A 17,976-nucleotide genomic window follows, 5' to 3' on the forward strand; every position below is an offset into this window, starting at 1 on the left:
CGGCGCGGCCATAGAATCCTGATCTCACCCTCTGGTTGGACCGTGGCGGGGCGCGATTAACACTCCGTTACCCATTCTCCTTAACCTTCCGGACATGCGCTCCAGCACGCCCACCGCGCTCACCCTGATCGTCGCCGCCGGCCTCGTGCTCGGCGGATGCGCCATGCCGGCCATCCCGCGGATGGACCTGCTGGGACCGCGCGGCGACCCGGTCCCGCAGGGGCGCGGCTTCAGCGACATCCCCTACGCCGACTGGAGCGACTACGAGCCCGACTACCGGTTCTATCCCGGCGACGAGATCGAGATCTCGCTCCCCTCGGCGCCCGAGCTCAACAAGACGGTGACGGTACAGCCGGACGGACGCATCGCTCTGCCCCTGATCTCCACGGTGATGGCCGCCGACCGCACCATCGGCGAGTTGCAGACGACCCTGACGGAGGCCTATTCCGGCCAGCTCCTGCGACCCCAGGTCGACGTGATCGCCCGGGCGGCCCCGTTGAAGGTGTTCGTCGGCGGCGAGGTGGGAACACCCGGCGTGTTCGACCTGACAGGTGATTCCGACGCCCTGCGCGCGGTGATCCAGGCCGGCGACTTCAAGACCAGCGCCGACCGCAGCAAGGTGATCATCATCCGTCGCGGCCCGGACGGCCGGGCCATGATGCGGCGGGCCGATCTGCTGAGGGGTCTGAAGAACGGCGATTCCGACGTGGTGCCCTTACGCCGGTTCGATATCGTCTATGTGCCGCGCAGCGGTGTGGCCGAGGCCTCGCTGTTCCTGCAGCAGTATTTCCGCGACCTGTCGCCGGTGCAGTTCGGATTCAACTACGCGCTGGGCGACCGGGTCATCCAGTAGACCGTGACGCCGACGGGACCGCCCGCCGGCTGATTGCGCAACGCCCGCGGCCTCAGCCGTGGGCGAGCCATTCCCGCGCCTGGCGTTGGGCCTCGGCGACCTCGTCGGAGGCCATCTCCTGGCTCAGTTCCTTGCGATAGACCTTGGCTTCGACCGAGCCGCGCATGGCCGCCAAGTTGAACAGCATGTGGGCCGACACGTAGTCCAGCGGCGCGCCGCCTTGGCCGGTCGAATAGAGCAGTCCCATCTTGAACAATTCGTCGCCCGAGGCGTCCGCGCTTGGCAGCGGCAGGCCTTCGGTGCTTTCCACGCTCGCAAGCATGAGTTCGTTTCCCTCTCCCAGACCGGTCCGATTCCATTCTGGAACCGCATCCGATCATCCTGAGACGTAGGAAAGTCGATCCGCGCTAAACATAGGGTTAATTACCGGCGCTGCGAGATTCTGCCGCGGTCTTCCGCACTATTCGCAGCTTTTACTTATGGGAAAGTTCCGTATCCGGAACCTTAAGTCGACTAGCCGACCGCCGCGCCCAGAAACGGGCTCATTCGAGCGTCTTGCCCATCCGCACAAGGGGTACGACGACGCCGTCGACAGGCGCGGAGCCAGTGCGCTCGATCTCGGTGAATCCGCAGGCCTTGTAGAGCGGCTCTCCCGCCAGGGTGGCCATCAGTTCGGCGCGGCCGTACCCCTCGGCCAGGGCCGCGGCCTCGCACAGCCCCAGGATCATGCGCCCTACCCCGCGCCGCGCGAAGTCAGGGTGGGTGTACATGGCCCGCACACGGGCGGCGTCGCGGGCGGGATCCAGCAGGGCCGCGTCGCGCAGGTCGGCGCTGTGATCGCCGCCATAGAGGGTGGCGCGACGGCTCCAGCCGCCGCAGCCGGCCAGGACGCCGTCTTCCTCGATGATGAAATAGGTCCGATCGACGACGAGTTGGGTGTCCACGCCCATGACCGCGCGGCTGGCGACGATCTCGGCCGGGCTCAGGAAGCTCCGCTGCAGTTCTCCGATCGCCAGCGCCATCAGATCGCGCAAGGCCGGCAGGTCTTCTTCCGTCGCCAAGCGGCTCGTGAGCATGGTTCCGTCCCTCGTCAGGCGTTGCGGTCGTAACCGTCAAGCTGACAGTCCCGTTCAGGTCAAGTTCAGGAGGCGCCGACCAGGCTGAGCGCCTGAGACATCTAAGCCCGACAGGAGGGCATGGACATGAAACGCCTGATCTTGAGCCTCGCGGTCGCTGCGGCGGTCGCCGGCCCCATCGCCGCCAGCGCCACCTCGGCCTATGCCGATGACAACCGCGGCCGTCGCGATCATCGGGAAGACCGCTGGGACCGCCGCGAGGACCGTCGGGATGATCGTCACGACGGCGGCCGCCGAGATCGCCGCGAAGACCGCTGGGATCGCCGCGAGGACTATCGCGACGATCGCCGCGGCGGTTGGGATCGCGGCCGCCACAACGGCTACTACTACAACAACCGCTGGTACTACGGCCCGCCGCCGCAGGCCTATTACGGCAACCCCTACTATCGTCCGGGCTACGCCGCCTGGCGCCGGGGCTCCAGCCTGCCGCCGTACTACCGGACCTATGTGGTGGACGACTATCACCGCTACCACCTGCGCCAGCCGCCTTATGGCTACGCCTGGTACCGGGTCGGCGACGACTACCTGCTGGCCGCCATCGCCAGCGGCATCATCTTCGACATCATCGCCAACAACTAGCTGGCGAGAGGGCCCCGCGGCGACGCCGGGGGCCTTCTTCGCGCCTACATGTAGGCCGTGACGCCCGAGGCGGCGACCTTGCGGCCATGGGCCTTGCGCGCGAAATCGTAGCGCGGCGCCGGCGGTTGCGGGCCGTCGTGGGTGAAGAACTGCTCCATCATGTGAAGCTGCACCGCCTCAGGCGCGGCGTGGTGCACAACGCTCCAGCGCGAGCGTGACGGATCGCGCGCCGGCGAGCCGCCATGGGGCAGTTGCGGATGCCAGATCGCCACGTCGCCGCGATTGATCGGAGCGGTCACCACCTCCCCGGCGCCTGGGCTGTGGTGGATGACGATGCCGTTGTAGAGGTCCAGGGCATGGACGATCTGCTCCTGATAGCTCATGTCCTGCCGGTTCTCCTGGACCCGGCGGTAGATGTCGCGCTCGTGCTCCATCTCGAACCGATGGCCGCCCTTTACGTACATCAGCGGCCCGGCGTCCTCGTGGACATCCTCCAGCGCCGTCCAGACCCCGAAGAACCGGCTCTTTGGCCAGGTGACGAAGTGCGGCGTATCCCGATGAATCGGCTGCTGCGTGCCGTACTTGAAGGTGAGCGTGGAGTAGACGCAGGTCTTCTCGCCGAACAGAAAGTCCAGCAGCCTCATCATCCGGCGATCTGAGATCACCCGCATCTCCGCCTCGGACCAGAGGTGGAAATTGACCAGGCGCTTCTCCCGACCGGCCTCGTCCAGGTTCTGCGCCACATAGGCGGCGTTTTCCTCGGCGTAGCGATAGTAGTCGGCGATCACCCGCTGGCAGAGCTCGGGCGCGATGGCTCTGCGCACGATGGCGAAGCCATCGACGATCAGGTCCCGGGCCGCGACTTTGAAGTCGGCCGGTGCGCGGGCTTTGGCGAGGAGATCCAGGGCGTCAGGCCGATCCAGCCAGAGCTCGCGCTTCGAGGGCCCGCCGCCGCCAAATCCAAACATCACGCCATCCCGTCCGACACACGGCATGGTTAGCAACCGGCGGCGAACGTTGCAATCACAGCGGGCGTCCGGTTGGGGTGGCGACATCCTCCCCTGGCGGCAGGGCGCCGTGGGGTCAGGCTTTCGGTCGCCCCAGAACGCGATATCCTCCTGGTGTCGAGACGCCAGGAGCACCGACGTGGATCTCATCAGCGAAACCTATGTGGACGGCCGCCCCGGCCCCGCGCACCCGATGGCCTATCCGCCGCTGGGCGGCGTGGACCTCGCCGACGCCCGACGCTTCACCTCCGGACAGCCTTTCGGCGATTACGCCCGGCTGCGCCGCGACGCGCCGGTCATGTGGCACCCCGAGCCCATGGGCGGTCCGGGCTTCTGGGCCGTGACCCGCCACGCCGACGTCATGGCGGTGGACAGCGATCCCGCCACCTACTCGTCCCAGCGCGGCGGCATCCTGATGGGCTACGGCGGGCCCGAAGCCCGCCATGGCCAGCTTCACCGCGCCAGCCTCGACGCCATGATCAACCTCGACGGCGCGACGCACATGGCCCTGCGCCGCGAGCACATGCCGTATTTCACCCCGTCCTATCTGCGCGGCCTGACCGACCGGGTGTCGGCCGAGGTGACCCGGCTGCTGGACGACATGGCCCGGAAGGGCCGCTGCGACCTGGTGGCGAACTTCTCGGCCCACCTGCCGCTCTACACCCTGTGTGAGATCCTGGGCGTGCCCGACGCCGACCGGCCGAAGTTCCTGGGCTGGATGCACTTCCTGGAGATGGCCCAGAACCTGGCGCGCGAGCAGTCTCCAGGCGACGGTCCGATCGACATGGCCAACCTGCCGCCGGAGGTCCAGGCCTTCATCGACGCCTTCAACGCCAATGTCTCGGAGATGTTCGAGTACGGCCGCACCATGCTGCACAAGCGCCGCGCCGATCCGCGGCCTGACCTGATGTCGGCCATCGCCCGCGCCCAAGTCGACGGGGAGCTGCTGTCGGACGAGTACCTCGACGGCTCATGGCTGCTGATCGTCTTCGCGGGCAACGACACCACCCGCAACACGCTCTCGGGCGCCATGAAGCTGCTGACCGAGTTTCCCGACCAGAAGGCCCGCCTGATCGCCGATCCGTCCCTGCTGCCCAACGCGGCCAACGAGTTCATCCGCATGGTGAGCCCGGTGATCTACATGCGCCGCACCGCGACCCGCGACGTCGAGCTGGGCGGCCAGATGATCGGCGAGGGCGAGAAGGTGATCATGTACTACGGCGCGGCCAACCGCGACGTGGCGGTGTTCGCCGATCCCGACCGTCTCGACGTCGGCCGGCCCAACGCAGACAAGCACATCGCCTTCGGCTACGGCCCCCACGTGTGCATCGGCAAGCGCGTGGCGCAGATCCAGCTCGAGGAAGCCTACCGCCAGATCCTGGCCCGCTTCCCCGACATCCGCTGGAGCGGCGAGCTCGACATCGCCCCGAACAACTTCGTCCACGCGGTGCGGCAGTTGGGTGTGGAATTCACGGCGGAAGGCTGAGCGGCCTTAACGAACGTCGGACATCGCTTCGCCAGAACGCTCTAGTCCTGCGCTGACGCTGGCCATTCCAAAATCCATACGGGGAGGTCGGCGACCAGCTCGAAGCCGAGGCTTGCGTAGAGCGGCCGGCCTGCTTCGGTCGCGCCCAGGTGGAAGCGCTCCACGCCACGGCGCCGATAATCGCCGATCACCTGGCTGAGCAGAGCGCGGCCCATGCCCTTGCGTTGCTGCTCAGGTGGCGTGGCCATGAGCGTGATCCCCGCCGTGTCGCCCGTTGGGATCACGGAGACGGTGCACATGGGTCCTTCGTCGCCCCAGGCGATGTAGGTCTCCACGCCAGAGGTCTCGGTCATACTAACTTCGATGCACCTGGCGATGACATCTCGGGGCTCATTGAAAGCGGCGGCGATCAGATCGCCTGCGACGCCGACCAGCTCCGGGCCGAGCGCGCGGACGATGTCCGTGGGGCGGCTCGGTTGAACGGGAACGTCCGGTCGAAGCACCATGAGCGGCGCGGTTCCGACGGCGGTGAAACCTAGCCGCGTCGCGACCGGCGCAAGGCTCTGCGCCACATGGGGGCTCACAACGGCCGTAAGCGGCCGACCTCGTTCCTTCGCCCGCGCCACCGATCGAATGAGGAAGCCCTCGGCGTCGGGATCGGCGCCTAGAGTCAGCCTATTGTGGTCGGCCAGGGGCTCGTCGGTCAGACCGAGAATACAGCTCCGGGTCATCTGCACTTCGGCCCCGGGCGTCGCGATCATCTGCGATGCGAGCGCGCGCACACAAAGCTGGATCAGCTCTTCGGTCTCATCCATGGCCTCGCCCCTCATCCGACCCTGCTCCGCGAGGCGCCTTCTCCCGTAAGCGGAGAAGGAATCAGACCCCCAGCTTCGCCTTCAGCAGTTGGTTCACGGTCCCTGGATTGGCCTTGCCGCCGGTGGCCTTCATGACCTGGCCGACGAACCAGCCGATGGCCTGGGGCTTTTCCTTCACCGAGGAGGCCTGGCCCGGATTGGCGGCGATCAGGTCCTCGATGATCTTCTCCAGCGCCCCGGTGTCGGAGACCTGCTGCAGGCCCTGCTTCTCGACGATCTCGCGCGGGCGGCCTTCGCCGGCCCACATGCGCTCGAAAACGTCCTTGGCGATCTTGGAGGAGATGACCTCCTCCTCGATCAGCGCCACCAGCTCGGCGATGGCGTCGGGCTTCAGCGGGCTGTCGCCGATCTCCAGGTTGGCGGCGGTCAGCCGGGCGGCCAGTTCGTTGGTCACCCAGTTGGCGGTCAGCTTGGCGTCGCGGCCCTTGGCGGCTTCCTCGAAGAAGTCGGCCCGCGCCTGCTCGATGATCAGCACGCCGGCGTCATAGGCGCTCAGGCCGTACTGCGTCTGCAGGCGCGCCTTCTTGGCGTCCGGCAACTCGGGCAGACTTTCCTCGATCCGCTTCACCCAGGCGGGGTCCAGGTCCAGCGGCAGCAGGTCCGGATCGGGGAAGTAGCGATAGTCGTGCGCCTCTTCCTTCGAGCGCATGGAGCGGGTCTCACCCTTCACCGGATCGAACAGGCGGGTCTCCTGGTCGATCTTGCCGCCGTCCTCCAGAATCTCGATCTGGCGGCGGGCCTCATACTCGATGGCCTGCTGGATGAAGCGGTAGGAGTTGACGTTCTTGATCTCGCAGCGGGTGCCCAGGTGGCTGAAGCTGCCGGTCTCGCGGAACTTCTCGTAGTCGCCGGGACGGCAAACCGAGACATTGACGTCGGCGCGCAGGTTGCCCTTTTCCATGTCGCCGTCGCAGGTGCCCAGATAGACCAGGATCGTGCGGACCTTCTTCACATAGGCCGCGGCTTCGGCCGACGAGCGCATGTCGGGCATCGACACGATCTCCATCAGCGCGGTGCCGGCCCGGTTCAGGTCCACATAGGTCGAGTTCGGGTCCTGGTCGTGCAGCAACTTGGCGGCGTCCTGCTCCAGGTGCAGCCGCTCGATCCGGACATTGAAAGTCGAACCGTCGTCGTGCTCGACGATGACCACGCCCTCGCCCACGATCGGGTGCTTGTACTGGCTGATCTGATAGCCCTGCGGCAGGTCCGGATAGAAATAGTTCTTCCGGTCGAAATGGCTCTTCAGGTTGATCTGGGCCTGGAGACCCAGCCCCGTCTTCACCGCCTGCTCGACGCAGTGGCGGTTGATGACTGGCAGCATGCCGGGCATCGCCGCGTCCACTAGGCTGACCTGCTGGTTGGGCCCCGCGCCGAAGCCCACGGCCGCGCCGGAGAACAGCTTGGCGTGCGAGGCCACCTGGGCGTGGATCTCCAGGCCCAGAACCACTTCCCACGGGCCGGTGCGGCCCTCGATCAACTTGGACGTATCGCTCATGGGGGCTTACTAGCGCCGGTCGCGTGGAAGCGGAAGCGGCGTGCGCGATATCCCTTGCGCAAGGGCCGGAAGACAGGCGAAATCCGCCCCTCAAGACTACTCGGGGACTAGGAAACACCCATGAACAAGATGCTCACCGCGAGCCTCGTCGGCTTCTCGCTCTCGTTCGGCGCGCTCGCCGCCGCTCCCGCCCTGGCGCAGGACGCCGCCGCGACCCCCGCCGCCGCCTCGGTGGAAAAGACCCCGGTCATGGACCTGGTCGCCAATCCGGCCACCAAGGCCGTGGTCGACAAGCACATCCCGCAGCTGGCCAGCCACCCGGCCTATGATCAGTTCAAGGAAATGACCTTGAAGCAGCTGCAGCCGCTGTCGCAGGGCGCGATCACCGACGAGATGCTGACCGCCGTGCAGGCCGATTTCGACAAAACGAAGTAGGACGGATCGCCGTCGAACTACGAAAACCCCCGGCCGCTCGGCGGGGGTTTTTTGTCGCCCTCTTCCCGACCACGACGCGGCAACCTTGGACCGGGCCAGGACGTTTAACCCGCAAGGCCGGTCCCGACGCAACGGACGCCGGGGCGTCCGCGCCTCGCGAGTAGAAGGCAGGTCCCATGCGACAGGCCAGCGGCGTTCCAGCAACCTTGTTCTTCCTCACCTCCGCCCTGGGCGCGGGAGCCGCCTATCTGGCCTATGCCGGCTCGGGCGTGACGGCGGCCATCTGGGTCGAGGGCCTCTTCCTGCTAGGCGCCGTGCTGGTGGGAACCGCGACCAAGATCGCCAGCCAGTGGGAGCGGGCGGTGGTTCTACGTCTGGGACGTTTCCAGGGCCTGAAGGGACCAGGACTGTTCTTGATCATCCCCATCGTCGACGCCATCGCCTACTGGATCGACATCCGCGTGATCACTTCGTCGTTCAAGGCCGAGAAGACCCTCACCAAGGACACCGTTCCGGTGGATGTGGACGCGGTGCTGTTCTGGAAGGTGGTCGATCCGCAGAAGGCCGCGCTGGACGTCGAGGACTATGGCAACGCCATCTCCTGGGCCTCGCAGACCGCCCTGCGCGACGTAATCGGCAAGACCATGCTGGCCGACATGCTGGAGGGCCGCGAAAAGATCAGCCGGGAGCTGGGCCGGATCATCGACGAACGCAGCCAGCCCTGGGGCGTCAACGTCATCTCGGTCGAACTGAAGGACGTGCTCATCCCCGCATCCCTGGAAGACGCCATGTCGATGCAGGCCCAGGCCGAGCGCGAGCGCCAGGCGCGGATCATCCTGGGCGACTCCGAACGCCAGGTCGCCGAGAAGTTCAAGGAAGCGGCGAGCACCTACGCCGACGATCCCACGGCCTTCCACCTGCGGGCCATGAACATGCTCTACGAGGGCCTCAAGCAGAACTCGACCATTGTCGTCGTGCCGTCGACGGCGGTGGAGACCATGAATTTGGGCGGTCTGGCGGGAACCACGGCGCTCGCCCTGCAACTCGCAAAGGCCCGCGAACCCAAATCTGCCGTCGTGCGGCCGGCCGCCTGACCCCTACCGAAGGAGCAAACCATGAACGTGTTCATTCTGTTCGCGGGCAGCGGTCCGCTAGTGATCCTCACCTCGCATGCCTCGATCGAGGACTCCGCTCTGCTGGAGAAGCTCGCCGCCAAGGGCGTCGACAAGTTCCTCGCCTATAGTGTCCCGTTATCCCTGGCCAAGGCGCGCTACGGCATGCACTTCGATATCGTCGCCCGCGGCCTTTCGGAGACCGACGACCTGCGGGTGTTGGATTTCGACGGCGCGCGGGCCTTCCGCCTGTTCAGCTTCAGGGAGATGACCGGGCCGTTCGTCTACGAGGCCGCGACGCCGCCTCGCGTAGGGTCGCTGGCGGCCGCGTAGCGACGGCGCGCCGCGAGGCTCCTCCTCGTCACGGGAGGGAGCCCCTCGACGGCCTCACCACCACTTGGCGGGCCGGGCGCGGAAGTCGGCGGCCTTTTCGATGGCTCCGCCCAGGGAGAACAGCGTCCCCTCGTCCAGCGCCTTGCCGATCAGCTGCAGGCCGAGCGGCAGACCCTTGGCGTCCAGCCCGGCCGGGATGCTCATGCCGGGCAGGCCGGCCAGGTTCACCGTCACCGTGAAGATGTCGTTCAGGTACATGGCCACCGGATCGTCGGCGTTCTCGCCCAGCCCGAAGGCGGCCGAGGGCGCGGTCGGGGTCAGCAGGGCGTCGACCTTCTGAAAGGCCTGATCGAAGTCGTCGGCGATGCGGCGGCGGACCTTCAGGGCCTTGAGGTAGTAGGCGTCGTAATAGCCGGCCGACAGCACATAGGTGCCGATCAGGATGCGGCGCTTGACCTCGGCCCCAAAGCCCGCGGCGCGAGTGTTCTCATAGGTCTCGGTGAGGTTGGCGCCGTCCTTCCGCAGCCCGAATCGCATCCCGTCATAGCGGGCGAGGTTCGACGAGGCTTCGGCCGGGGCCACGATGTAATAGGCCGGCAGGGCGTATTTCGTGTGCGGCAGGGAGACCTCGACGATCTCGCAGCCGGCCTCCTTCAACCAGGCGATCCCCTGCTCCCACAGTTTCTCGATCTCGGCGGGCATGCCGTCGACGCGGTATTCCTTCGGGATGCCGATCCGCAGCCCCTTCACCGACTTGCCGACGAAGCTGGCGAAGTCCGGAACCTCGACGTCCAGGCTGGTGGAGTCCTTCACGTCGTGGCCGGCCATGGACTTCAATAGGATCGCCGCGTCCTCGACGGTCTTGGCGATCGGTCCCGCCTGGTCCAGCGACGAGGCGAAGGCCACCACGCCCCAACGCGAGCAGCGGCCATAGGTCGGCTTGATGCCCACCGTGCCGGTGAACGAGGCCGGCTGGCGGATCGAGCCGCCGGTGTCGGTAGCCGTCGCGCCCAGGCAGAGTTCGGCCGCCACCGCCGCGGCCGAGCCGCCCGAGGAGCCGCCGGGCGTCAGCTTGGCGTTGCCGCCTTCCGAACGCCACGGATTGACCACCGGACCGAAGGCCGAGGTCTCATTGGACGAGCCCATGGCGAACTCGTCCATGTTCAGCTTGCCCAGCATCACCGCCCCGTCGCGCCACAAGTTGGCGGTGACGGTGGACTCGTAGGTCGGCACGAAGTTGCCCAGGATGTTCGACCCGGCCGTCGAGCGGACGCCCTCGGTGCAGAACAGGTCCTTGATCCCAAGCGGTGCGCCGTCCAGGGCGCCGGCCTGCCCCTTCGCCCGACGGGCGTCGGAGGCCTTGGCCATCTCGAGGGCCTTCTCGGGCGTCTCCAGGACATAAGCGTTGAGCGAGCGGGCGGCTTCCACGGCGCTCACATGGGCGGCGGTCAGCTCCTCGGAGGAGAACGACTTGTCGGCGAGGCCGTCGAGGGCGGCCTTCAGGGTCAGCGAGGTGAGCGCGGTCATCTATTCCACCACCTTCGGCACGACGAAGAAGCCATTGATGGTCTTGGGCGCGTTAGACAGCACCTTGGCCGGATCGCCGCCCTCGGTGACCACGTCCTCGCGCATCGGCGCGGGCATGTGGACGGCCGAGGTCATGGGCTCGACACCGTCGGTGTCCACCTCGGCGAGCTGTTCGATCCACGTCATGATGCCGTTCAGCTCGTTGGCCAGAGCCTCCAGCTTTTCCTCGGGCTCGGCGATCCGCGCGAGCCTCGCGACCTTACGGACGGTCGCGGCGTCGATGGCCATGGGGCCCTCCTCAATCTCTGAGGCCTGCCCTAGCCGTGCGCGCCCGCCTTTGACAAGTGATCCCTCGCCTCAAGCCGCGGCGAGACGGCCTTCCAGTTCGTCCAGGCCGGCCACGAACCAGACATGGCGGCCGCGGTTGGACTCGTAGACGAAGTCGCGCAGGGGCGTGCTCCTGGCCACGTGGCGCGAGATGTCTCCCACCACGGCGAGCCCGATCCCATAGTTGACGAACTTCTGGATCACCTCGCCGGCGATGCGCGTGGAGAGCACGAAGAAGTCCTCGCCCAGCCGCTCGGCCGGGAGCGCCACCCAGCCGACACCGGCGCCCAGCGCGTCGCCGATCAGGTCCACAGCGTCGCGGTCGCTGCGCATCGGCGGGCCATCGAGCCCGAAGACCAGCACCTGGACGCCGCGCATTTCCTGCAAGACGCCGCTCACGACGCCCCTCGCAGGAAATCGTAGATCGCCTCGGCCTGGCCCGGCAGGACGTGACGCCCCTCCGGCAGGTAGCGGACCTCGGCGCGTGGAACGTGCGCCGCCAGTCGCCGTCGGGTGCCTTCGGAGTCCAGCAGAACGTCCTTGCCGCCGACGATCGCCAGGACCGGCATGGTCAGGCGAGCCAGGGCGGCGTCGCAGAAGGCCGGGATCTTGAGCGGACGCGGGCGCGTGCTGGTCGCGACCAGGGTCATGAAGGCTACGAAGCCCTGCGCCGCCGGCGGCACGTCGCCGAACGACGAACCGAACACCATCTGGTGCAGCTTCTTCTGGCCCCACTTGCCCAGGAACAACAGGGGCAGCGCCTTGAGCAGCAGGTTCTTCTGGGCGCCCACCCCCGCCGGGCACAGCACCGCCAGCCGCTCGATCCGTTCCGGCCGGCGCGTCGCATAGTCCAGGGCCAGCCAGCCGCCCAGGGAGACGCCGACCAGCCGGGCCCGGTCGACTCCGAGCGCCGCCATCACCTCATCCAGCCACGTGACATAGGCCTCCGAACCCAGCGGCGGGCGCACCGGCGCGCTGAACCCGGCGTCGCCCGGTACGTCCACCGAATAGACGCGGAAGCTCTGCGACCAGAGGGCGCTGTCGAACATCCAGGTCGCCGCGTTGGCCTGGGCCCCGTGGAAGGCCAGGAGCGGCGGGGCGTCCTTGGGCCCGCAGGCGACCACGAAGGTCTCGCCCTGGGATGTCGCGATCCGCAGTTCCTCCTTGGCGACCGGCCAGGCGTCCAGGATCGCGCGATAGCCGGCTTCCACGGTCTCTTTCGCGGCCTGCGACTTGTAGATCTCGCTCATCGGTAGGCCTCCGCCCAGAAGCCGATCAGCTTCAGCAGGTCGCGGGTGACGTCGAGGCCGCCCACCAGGATGATCTTCAACCGCCGGCGTTCGCGGTCGTGGATGGTCTCGGCCCGCATCGGCGGTTCGCCGGCGCCGCGGGTGTTCATCGTGCCCATCAAGGCGTTGGTCATGCGGATGGCGGCGTCCAGGTCGACGCCGTCGATCTCCACGATGCTGGAGACCTCCACATGCCGGCCAGCCGGCGCCGGCTGGCCGGTGAAGGCCTCCAGGTCGGCGCGGGCGATCCGGTATTGCTTGCCGATGCGCACGGCGCTGAGCCGGCCCTCCCGGATGTAGCCGCGGACGGTCCGCACATGGAGGCCCAGCCGCTCGGCGACCTGTTCGACGGAATACAGCTCTTGCGACATGGCGCGATTCCTGAGGAAGCATTACGCAAACTTCCCTATCATACCCTATACGTCGGTCAATACATGCGTTTTCGTCGCTTCGCGCGTCCCTCCGGCCCGGCTATGGAAATCCATGGCCGTCGTCGATCTCACTGAACTCCCCGCCCTCCTGCCGCGCTACGGCGCCCTGGTCGGTCTGGACCTGGGCGAGAAGACCATCGGGGTAGCGGTGTCCGACCCCACGCGCACGGTGGCTAGCCCACTGACCCTGATCCGCAAGACCAAGTTCACCGACGACGCCAAGGCGCTGTTCAAGGTGATTGACGGCCGCGAGGTGGCCGGGATCGTCGTCGGCTTGCCGGTCAACATGGACGGGACCGAGGGCGTCCGCTGCCAGTCCAACCGCGCCTTCGCCCGCAATCTGCTGCGGCTGCGCGCCCATCTGATCATCGCCTTCTGGGACGAGCGGATGTCGACCATGGCCGTCAACCGCTTCCTGATCGACGAGGCCGACATCAACCGCGCCCGCCGCGCCGAGGTGGTGGACAAGATGGCGGCGGGCTGGATCCTCCAGGGCGCACTGGAGCGCCTGATGAACCTCAAGACCTAGGTCTTGCGGATAAAGGCGCCGTGCAGCGTGGCCGGCAGCGCCACCTCGGCGCGCCAGGTGCAGATCGGTCCCTCGGCCACCCTTCGGGCGTCGAAAACGTGTAACTCTGTGGCCTTGGCGTCGAGATTGATGCTGGTGCCGACCAGCCAGCCGTCGAACTCTGCGCTGCCGCCGGGACGCGGCGTGAACACCACCTCCTCCATGATCTGGCGCGGACCCAGGTCGTAGCGTTCGGTCTTGCCGCGTTTCCAGTCGCAGACGGCGACACCCTGGAAGAGCGGGTGAACGGGCGAGCCACCCAGGCAGGCGCTGAAGGAACGGGTCCGGCCGGCGAACCGTGGGTCGGTCTTGGGAAACTCCACCGACAGGCCGGACGCCGTCATCCATGCCTTGCCGTCGGCGCGCAGGGTGACGAGACTGAGGTCGGTTGTCTGGCCGCCCTGGGGCGCACGGCCCTGCATCATGTCCACCGCGCCCTGGATGGCGAACTCGGGATTGGGCGTGGTGCAGATGTCGAAGCGGATCGTCCCCTCCTTGTCCTCCCAGGCGTCGCCCATGTGGAAGAACGAGAAGCCCGGAAGCTCGAAGACGCGGCGCTTCGAGAGGTCGGCCTTGTCCAGGACCAGGACCTGTGTCCCCTGCTCCGGCCGCCATGCGTAGCCCGCCGAGACCGGCGCCACGAGGCGCTCTTGCATCCAGGGCTGCAGGACCAGGATCAGGTGGCGTTCGGTGGCGGTGAAGTCGTGCAGGTAGCTGGCGCGCGGTAGGGCGATGGGTGTCACGTCCTCCAGCGATCCGTCGGCGGCCAGCCGCCAGACCACGGCGCGCTTGCCCGCGACACCGAGGTTCCAGACCCGCCCGTCGGGCTCGAAGCGCGGATGGGCCAGGAACGGCATGCCCTTCAGGTCCGGCCGGAAGGTGTGGAAGCCCCGGGTCTCCAGGGTGTCGGGGTCCATGGCGACCGGGGAACCGGCTTCCCAGAGCGCCCAAAGGTCCTTGCCGGCCATCATCACCGAGATATTGGCGGCGTTGACGTCGTCGGGTCCGCTGACCTGGGCGTCGGGCCGGCCGATCGTCCCGAAACCGGGGGTCACCACCGCGTCGGCCGCCGTGTCGGCCCGCCGCTTGGGGGTGTCGACGAAGCGCGCGGCCAGCGTGGCCCTGCCCTCGCCGACCTGGAACCGGCGCATCAGGCCGTCGCCGTCGAACCAGTGGGTCACCGAGCCGCCCGGCCGGCGGAACTTGGCCGGGCCGTTGCGATAGAGCACGCCGGAGAGCCCGGCCGGCGCGCGGCCGTGGACCAGGCGCAAGGCCTGTGGGGCGATGTCGGCCTCGACGTCGGCGACGCCCAGGGTCCAGTCGCCGGAGTTGGCGGTGGCGGCCAGCAGGGTCTCGGGCGTGAAGGCGAGCGCGCCCAGGCCGGCGGCGGCGGTCAGGAAGGAACGGCGGTTCATGGGATTGTCCTCGGAGCGCCTGGGGTCAGTCGATGGTCATGGTGTGGGCGGCCGATGCGGCGTCGAGCATGAAGGCCGCGGCGGGCCACTTGGCCGGTCCCATCATCCCCACGGCGTTGTTGGAGAACGCGAAAGGCTCGGTCGGCATGCCGAAGGGGTTGGTCCCCATCTTCCCGTCGCCGTCGACGTCATGGAACGCCTTGACGGCGTAGCGGCCGGGCGCGAGGCCCGCGATCTTGGTCTCCACCCGAGCCGCGGTGGCCGGGATCATGGCGACGCTGACGGGCTTGCCGCCATCGAAGGCGGCCTCGGTATCATAGAGCGCGACCATGATCGCGCCCTTCTGGGTCTTGATCCCCTCGAAGGCGACGGTGAGTGCGCTTTGGGCGGCGGCCGGATGGGGGCTGGCGGCGGCGATAGCGACGGTGGCGAAGGCGGCCAGGGTCAGTTGGGAGGGGTTCATGGATGGTCCTGTGGAATTGCGATGAGCCAGACCTAGGCGGCGGCGGCGCGGCCCGCATCCGGTCTTGCGCCAGGCGCCGCGCGGGCTTCGTGGACGGACGCGCCCGCCGTTCGCGCTTCGCCAACGGCTGAGTTTCGGATGACGCCTTGGCTTGCCCGGGAAAGCCGCCTAAGACGCCCCTTTAATGAACGCCGCCCCAACTGGTCTGAACGAGGTCCTTGGTCGGACCTTCCCCTTCCCGAAGCGGCATTTCCTGTCGGTGGTGGATCTCAACCCCGTGGAAGTCGCGGGGCTGCTGGATCTCGCCGACAGCTTCGTCGCCCTCAACCGCCAGACCTCAAAGAAGCTCGACCTGCTCAAGGGTCGGACTCTCATGAACCTGTTCTTCGAGAACTCGACGCGGACCCAGAGCTCGTTCGAACTGGCCGGCAAGCGGCTGGGCGCCGACGTCGTCAATATGAGCCCGCGCTCCTCGTCGATCTCCAAGGGCGAGACCCTGATCGACACGGCCGTGACGCTGAACGCCATGCAACCCGACCTGCTGGTGGTGCGCCACGCCTCGTCCGGGGCGGCTTCGCTGCTGTCGCAGAAGGTCACCTGCTCGGTGATCAACGCCGGGGACGGCCAGCACGAGCACCCGACCCAGGCCCTGCTGGACGCGCTCTCCATGCGCCGCGCCTTCGGCCGCATCGCGGGCTTGCGGGTCGCGATCTGCGGCGACGTCCTGCACTCGCGTGTCGCCCGCTCCAATGTCGGCCTGCTCCAGATGATGGGCGCCGAGGTCCGGCTGGTGGGTCCGCCGACCCTCATGCCGGCCCAGGCCGAGCGCTGGGGCGCGGCGGTGCATCACGACATGCGCGAAGGCATCGCCGACTGCGACGTGGTCATGATGCTGCGCCTGCAGCTGGAGCGGATGGACGGAGTCATGGCGCCGTCCCAGCGCGAGTACTTCCGCTTCTACGGCCTGGACCGCGAGAAGCTGGCCCACGCCTCGCCCGGCGTGCGGGTCATGCATCCCGGCCCGATGAATCGGGGCGTGGAGATCGATTCCGACGTCGCCGACGACCTGGCCGTCTCGCTGATCCAGGACCAGGTGGAGATGGGCGTGGCCGCGCGCATGGCGATCCTGGCCTCGCTGGCCGCGCGCCTGGACAACGACTGATGGGCCAGCTGGCGTCCGTCTGCGTCTTCTGCGGGTCGAGCCCCGGCGGCGATCCGGCCTATCGCGCCGCGGCCGAGGCCCTGGGCCGCGCCATCGCCAACCGCGGCCAGCGCCTGGTCTATGGCGGGGCCAAGGTCGGGCTGATGGGCGCCATCGCCGACGCGGCGCTGGACGCCGGCGGCGAGGTGATCGGGATCCTGCCCGCCGCCCTGGCCGACAAGGAGATCGCCCACAACGGCCTGTCGCGCCTGGAGATCGTCGCCTCCATGCACGAGCGCAAGGCGCGGATGGCGGAGCTGTCGGACGGCTTCATCGCCCTGCCCGGCGGCGTCGGCACCCTGGAGGAAATCTTCGAGATCTGGACCTGGGGCCAGCTCGGCTTCCACGCCAAGCCCTCGGGCTTCCTCAACGCGCTCGGCTACTACAACGCCCTGCGCAACTTCGTGGACCACGCCGTGGGCGAGGCGTTTCTCAAGGCGCCCCACCGCGACATGATGATCTTCCGCGAGGACGCCGGCCAGATGCTGGACGCCATGGACGCCTATGTGCCGCCCGTGGTCGAGAAATGGATCGGACGGCCGGAGCTATGACCCAACGACCGACCGCCTTCGTGAACGCCCGTCTCGTGGACCCGGCCAGCGGCTGGGACGGCCCCGGCGCCCTGCTGGTCGGCCAGGACGGCAAGATCGCCGACGTCGCCCAGGGCGGCGACCTGGGATCCCTGTCGACCGACATCGAGGTGATCGACGCCCGCGGCGCCATGCTGGCCCCGGGCCTGGTCGACCTGAGGGTCAAGACCGGCGAACCCGGCGCCGAGACCAAGGAGACGCTGAAGTCCGCGGGCCTGGCGGCCGCGGCCGGCGGGGTCACCTCCATCGTGCTGCAGCCCGACACCGACCCGGTGATCGACGAGGCCTCGGTGGTCGACTTCATCCTGCGCCGCACCCGCGACATCGAGCTGGTGCACGTCTACCCCGCCGGCGCCGCCACCAAGGGGTGCCGCGGCGAGCGGATGGCCGAGATCGGGCTGATGGCCGAGGCGGGCTGCGTCTATGTCACCGACGCCGACCGGCCCATCGTTGACTCCAAGGTGCTGCGCCGGGTGCTGTCCTACGCCAAGAGCTTCGGCGTGCTGGTCGCCCATCGCCCGTCCGACCCGTGGCTGGCCCACGGCGCGGCGGCCACCGAGGGCGAGTTCGCCGGCCGCATGGGCCTGGCGAGCGTGCCGCCCATCGCCGAGAAGATCATGCTGGAGCGGGACCTCGCCCTGGTCGAGCTCACCGGCGCGCGCCTGCTGGTCGACCAGGTGACCACCGCCTGCGCCCTGGAGAGCCTGGCGCGCGGCAAGGCCAAGGGCCTGCCGGTCACCGCCACCACCTCGATCAACCACCTGTCGTTCAACGAGATCGACATCGGCGACTACCGCACCTTCCTGAAGTTCGACCCGCCGGTGCGCGGCGAGGACGACCGCCAGGCGACCATC

At 68.0% G+C, this 17,976-nt stretch carries 22 protein-coding genes; 10 read left to right on the top strand and 12 right to left on the bottom strand.

The window, feature by feature from the left end; genetic code table 11:
• The first annotated feature begins 181 nt into the window (after positions 1–181).
• Positions 182–853: a polysaccharide biosynthesis/export family protein gene (locus Q8Q77_RS09450; RefSeq protein WP_371130437.1), complete on the top strand. Its 672-nt coding sequence runs from the start codon at positions 182–184 to the stop codon at positions 851–853.
• Positions 854–905: 52 nt separating this feature from the next.
• Here Q8Q77_RS09450 and Q8Q77_RS09455 read toward each other — a convergent pair whose 3' ends face one another.
• Together Q8Q77_RS09455 and Q8Q77_RS09460 are read right to left on the bottom strand one after the other, a co-directional pair.
• Positions 906–1,175, bottom strand: a complete 270-nt coding sequence (locus tag Q8Q77_RS09455; RefSeq protein ID WP_305583326.1) for a sel1 repeat family protein — start codon at positions 1,173–1,175, stop codon at positions 906–908.
• Between the two features lie 220 nt (positions 1,176–1,395).
• Positions 1,396–1,929 (bottom strand): GNAT family N-acetyltransferase, encoded by a 534-nt coding sequence (locus tag Q8Q77_RS09460; RefSeq protein ID WP_305583327.1) that lies wholly within the window; start codon positions 1,927–1,929, stop codon positions 1,396–1,398.
• A 126-nt stretch (positions 1,930–2,055) separates the two neighbouring features.
• Here Q8Q77_RS09460 and Q8Q77_RS09465 point away from each other — a divergent pair, with 126 nt between their 5' ends.
• On the top strand, positions 2,056–2,568 hold the full coding sequence (locus Q8Q77_RS09465) for an RcnB family protein (protein WP_305583328.1): 513 nt from the start codon (positions 2,056–2,058) through the stop codon (positions 2,566–2,568).
• A gap of 44 nt (positions 2,569–2,612) precedes the next feature.
• On the opposite strand, the gene Q8Q77_RS09470 is transcribed toward Q8Q77_RS09465, so the two are convergent.
• Positions 2,613–3,536, bottom strand: coding sequence for a phytanoyl-CoA dioxygenase family protein (locus tag Q8Q77_RS09470; RefSeq protein WP_305583329.1), 924 nt, complete (start codon positions 3,534–3,536; stop codon positions 2,613–2,615).
• 178 nt (positions 3,537–3,714) lie between these two features.
• On the opposite strand from Q8Q77_RS09470, the gene Q8Q77_RS09475 reads away from it, so the two are divergent.
• Complete coding sequence (locus Q8Q77_RS09475) at positions 3,715–5,061, top strand: cytochrome P450 (protein WP_305583330.1); 1,347 nt, start codon at positions 3,715–3,717, stop codon at positions 5,059–5,061.
• A gap of 41 nt (positions 5,062–5,102) precedes the next feature.
• Here the strand turns inward: Q8Q77_RS09475 and Q8Q77_RS09480 are convergent, their stop codons facing one another.
• Both Q8Q77_RS09480 and gatB read right to left on the bottom strand, forming a co-directional pair.
• A complete protein-coding gene (locus Q8Q77_RS09480; protein ID WP_305583331.1) occupies positions 5,103–5,876 on the bottom strand; it encodes a GNAT family N-acetyltransferase in 774 nt (257 codons plus the stop codon).
• 61 nt (positions 5,877–5,937) lie between these two features.
• Complete coding sequence (gene gatB, locus Q8Q77_RS09485; protein ID WP_305583332.1) at positions 5,938–7,431, bottom strand: Asp-tRNA(Asn)/Glu-tRNA(Gln) amidotransferase subunit GatB; 1,494 nt, start codon at positions 7,429–7,431, stop codon at positions 5,938–5,940.
• 120 nt (positions 7,432–7,551) lie between these two features.
• Here gatB and Q8Q77_RS09490 point away from each other — a divergent pair, with 120 nt between their 5' ends.
• The 3 genes from Q8Q77_RS09490 to Q8Q77_RS09500 all read left to right on the top strand — a co-directional run bounded on the left by Q8Q77_RS09490 (position 7,552) and on the right by Q8Q77_RS09500 (position 9,311).
• The gene (locus tag Q8Q77_RS09490) at positions 7,552–7,866 is read left to right on the top strand and encodes a hypothetical protein (protein WP_305583333.1); all 315 of its coding nucleotides are present in this window, start codon (positions 7,552–7,554) and stop codon (positions 7,864–7,866) included.
• 176 nt (positions 7,867–8,042) lie between these two features.
• On the top strand, positions 8,043–8,960 hold the full coding sequence (locus Q8Q77_RS09495) for a slipin family protein (RefSeq protein WP_305583334.1): 918 nt from the start codon (positions 8,043–8,045) through the stop codon (positions 8,958–8,960).
• A gap of 21 nt (positions 8,961–8,981) precedes the next feature.
• The gene (locus Q8Q77_RS09500; RefSeq protein ID WP_305583335.1) at positions 8,982–9,311 is read left to right on the top strand and encodes a hypothetical protein; all 330 of its coding nucleotides are present in this window, start codon (positions 8,982–8,984) and stop codon (positions 9,309–9,311) included.
• Between the two features lie 54 nt (positions 9,312–9,365).
• On the opposite strand, the gene gatA is transcribed toward Q8Q77_RS09500, so the two are convergent.
• From gatA to Q8Q77_RS09525, 5 genes are all read right to left on the bottom strand, one after another.
• Positions 9,366–10,838 (bottom strand): Asp-tRNA(Asn)/Glu-tRNA(Gln) amidotransferase subunit GatA, encoded by a 1,473-nt coding sequence (gene gatA, locus Q8Q77_RS09505; RefSeq protein WP_305583336.1) that lies wholly within the window; start codon positions 10,836–10,838, stop codon positions 9,366–9,368.
• Positions 10,839–11,126, bottom strand: coding sequence for an Asp-tRNA(Asn)/Glu-tRNA(Gln) amidotransferase subunit GatC (gene gatC, locus Q8Q77_RS09510; RefSeq protein WP_305583337.1), 288 nt, complete (start codon positions 11,124–11,126; stop codon positions 10,839–10,841). It abuts the gene before it with no gap.
• Between the two features lie 69 nt (positions 11,127–11,195).
• Positions 11,196–11,564: a DUF4180 domain-containing protein gene (locus tag Q8Q77_RS09515; RefSeq protein WP_305583338.1), complete on the bottom strand. Its 369-nt coding sequence runs from the start codon at positions 11,562–11,564 to the stop codon at positions 11,196–11,198.
• The gene (locus tag Q8Q77_RS09520) at positions 11,561–12,415 is read right to left on the bottom strand and encodes an alpha/beta fold hydrolase (protein WP_305583339.1); all 855 of its coding nucleotides are present in this window, start codon (positions 12,413–12,415) and stop codon (positions 11,561–11,563) included. The genes Q8Q77_RS09515 and Q8Q77_RS09520 overlap by 4 nt, the downstream gene beginning before the upstream one ends.
• Positions 12,412–12,825, bottom strand: coding sequence for a helix-turn-helix domain-containing protein (locus Q8Q77_RS09525; RefSeq protein ID WP_305583340.1), 414 nt, complete (start codon positions 12,823–12,825; stop codon positions 12,412–12,414). Before Q8Q77_RS09525 ends, Q8Q77_RS09520 begins: the two co-directional genes overlap by 4 nt.
• A gap of 112 nt (positions 12,826–12,937) precedes the next feature.
• On the opposite strand from Q8Q77_RS09525, the gene ruvX reads away from it, so the two are divergent.
• The gene (ruvX, locus tag Q8Q77_RS09530) at positions 12,938–13,414 is read left to right on the top strand and encodes a Holliday junction resolvase RuvX (protein WP_305583341.1); all 477 of its coding nucleotides are present in this window, start codon (positions 12,938–12,940) and stop codon (positions 13,412–13,414) included.
• On the opposite strand, the gene Q8Q77_RS09535 is transcribed toward ruvX, so the two are convergent.
• Positions 13,411–14,868: a carotenoid oxygenase family protein gene (locus tag Q8Q77_RS09535; RefSeq protein ID WP_305583342.1), complete on the bottom strand. Its 1,458-nt coding sequence runs from the start codon at positions 14,866–14,868 to the stop codon at positions 13,411–13,413. The two genes, ruvX and Q8Q77_RS09535, sit on opposite strands and share 4 nt — an antisense overlap.
• A gap of 25 nt (positions 14,869–14,893) precedes the next feature.
• Entirely contained in the window at positions 14,894–15,331 is a 438-nt protein-coding gene (locus Q8Q77_RS09540) for a DUF2141 domain-containing protein (RefSeq protein WP_305583343.1), read from the bottom strand.
• A 184-nt stretch (positions 15,332–15,515) separates the two neighbouring features.
• Between Q8Q77_RS09540 and Q8Q77_RS09545 the strand changes: the two genes are divergently transcribed.
• From Q8Q77_RS09545 to Q8Q77_RS09555, 3 genes are all read left to right on the top strand, one after another.
• Positions 15,516–16,493, top strand: a complete 978-nt coding sequence (locus Q8Q77_RS09545; protein WP_305583344.1) for an aspartate carbamoyltransferase catalytic subunit — start codon at positions 15,516–15,518, stop codon at positions 16,491–16,493.
• Positions 16,493–17,083, top strand: coding sequence for a TIGR00730 family Rossman fold protein (locus Q8Q77_RS09550; RefSeq protein ID WP_305583345.1), 591 nt, complete (start codon positions 16,493–16,495; stop codon positions 17,081–17,083). Before Q8Q77_RS09545 ends, Q8Q77_RS09550 begins: the two co-directional genes overlap by 1 nt.
• The coding region (locus tag Q8Q77_RS09555; protein ID WP_305583346.1) for a dihydroorotase at positions 17,080–17,976 on the top strand (897 nt) is incomplete at its 3' end. The genes Q8Q77_RS09550 and Q8Q77_RS09555, both read left to right, overlap by 4 nt.

The organism is Phenylobacterium sp., from assembly GCF_030698145.1.
In the GTDB taxonomy this organism is placed as follows: Bacteria; Pseudomonadota; Alphaproteobacteria; order Caulobacterales; family Caulobacteraceae; genus Phenylobacterium.